At 66.5% G+C, this 257-nt stretch carries 1 protein-coding gene; it reads right to left on the bottom strand.

The window, feature by feature from the left end; all coding sequences use genetic code 11:
* A partial coding sequence (locus IJ15_RS26860; protein ID WP_031940940.1) for a TetR/AcrR family transcriptional regulator occupies positions 1 to 257 on the bottom strand: 257 nt, incomplete at both ends.

Here is a 257-nt window from a genome sequence, read left to right as displayed (position 1 = left end):
CTCGTCCTGGTAGATCGCGACCGCGCTGTGCCGGGTGTCGATCGCCTCGAACGAGGCGACCACGAGGGCCTCGAAGGTCTCCCGCGATCCCATGCCGGCGGCGACGATCTCGTGGTAGCGCCCGAACAGATCGTCCTGGAATCCGCGCAGAATCTCGTCGACCATGGACTCCTTGGAGTCGAAGTGGTGGTAGAGGCTGCCGGACAGGATGCCCGCCGCATCGGCGATGTCACGAACGGTGGTGGCCCGCAGACCGC

Origin of the sequence: Prescottella defluvii (genome assembly GCF_000738775.1) — a bacterium.
Classification (GTDB): domain Bacteria; phylum Actinomycetota; class Actinomycetes; order Mycobacteriales; family Mycobacteriaceae; genus Prescottella; species Prescottella defluvii.
The sequence above is the reverse complement of the archived record's forward strand: the minus strand, read 5'-3'. Positions and strand labels throughout refer to the sequence as shown.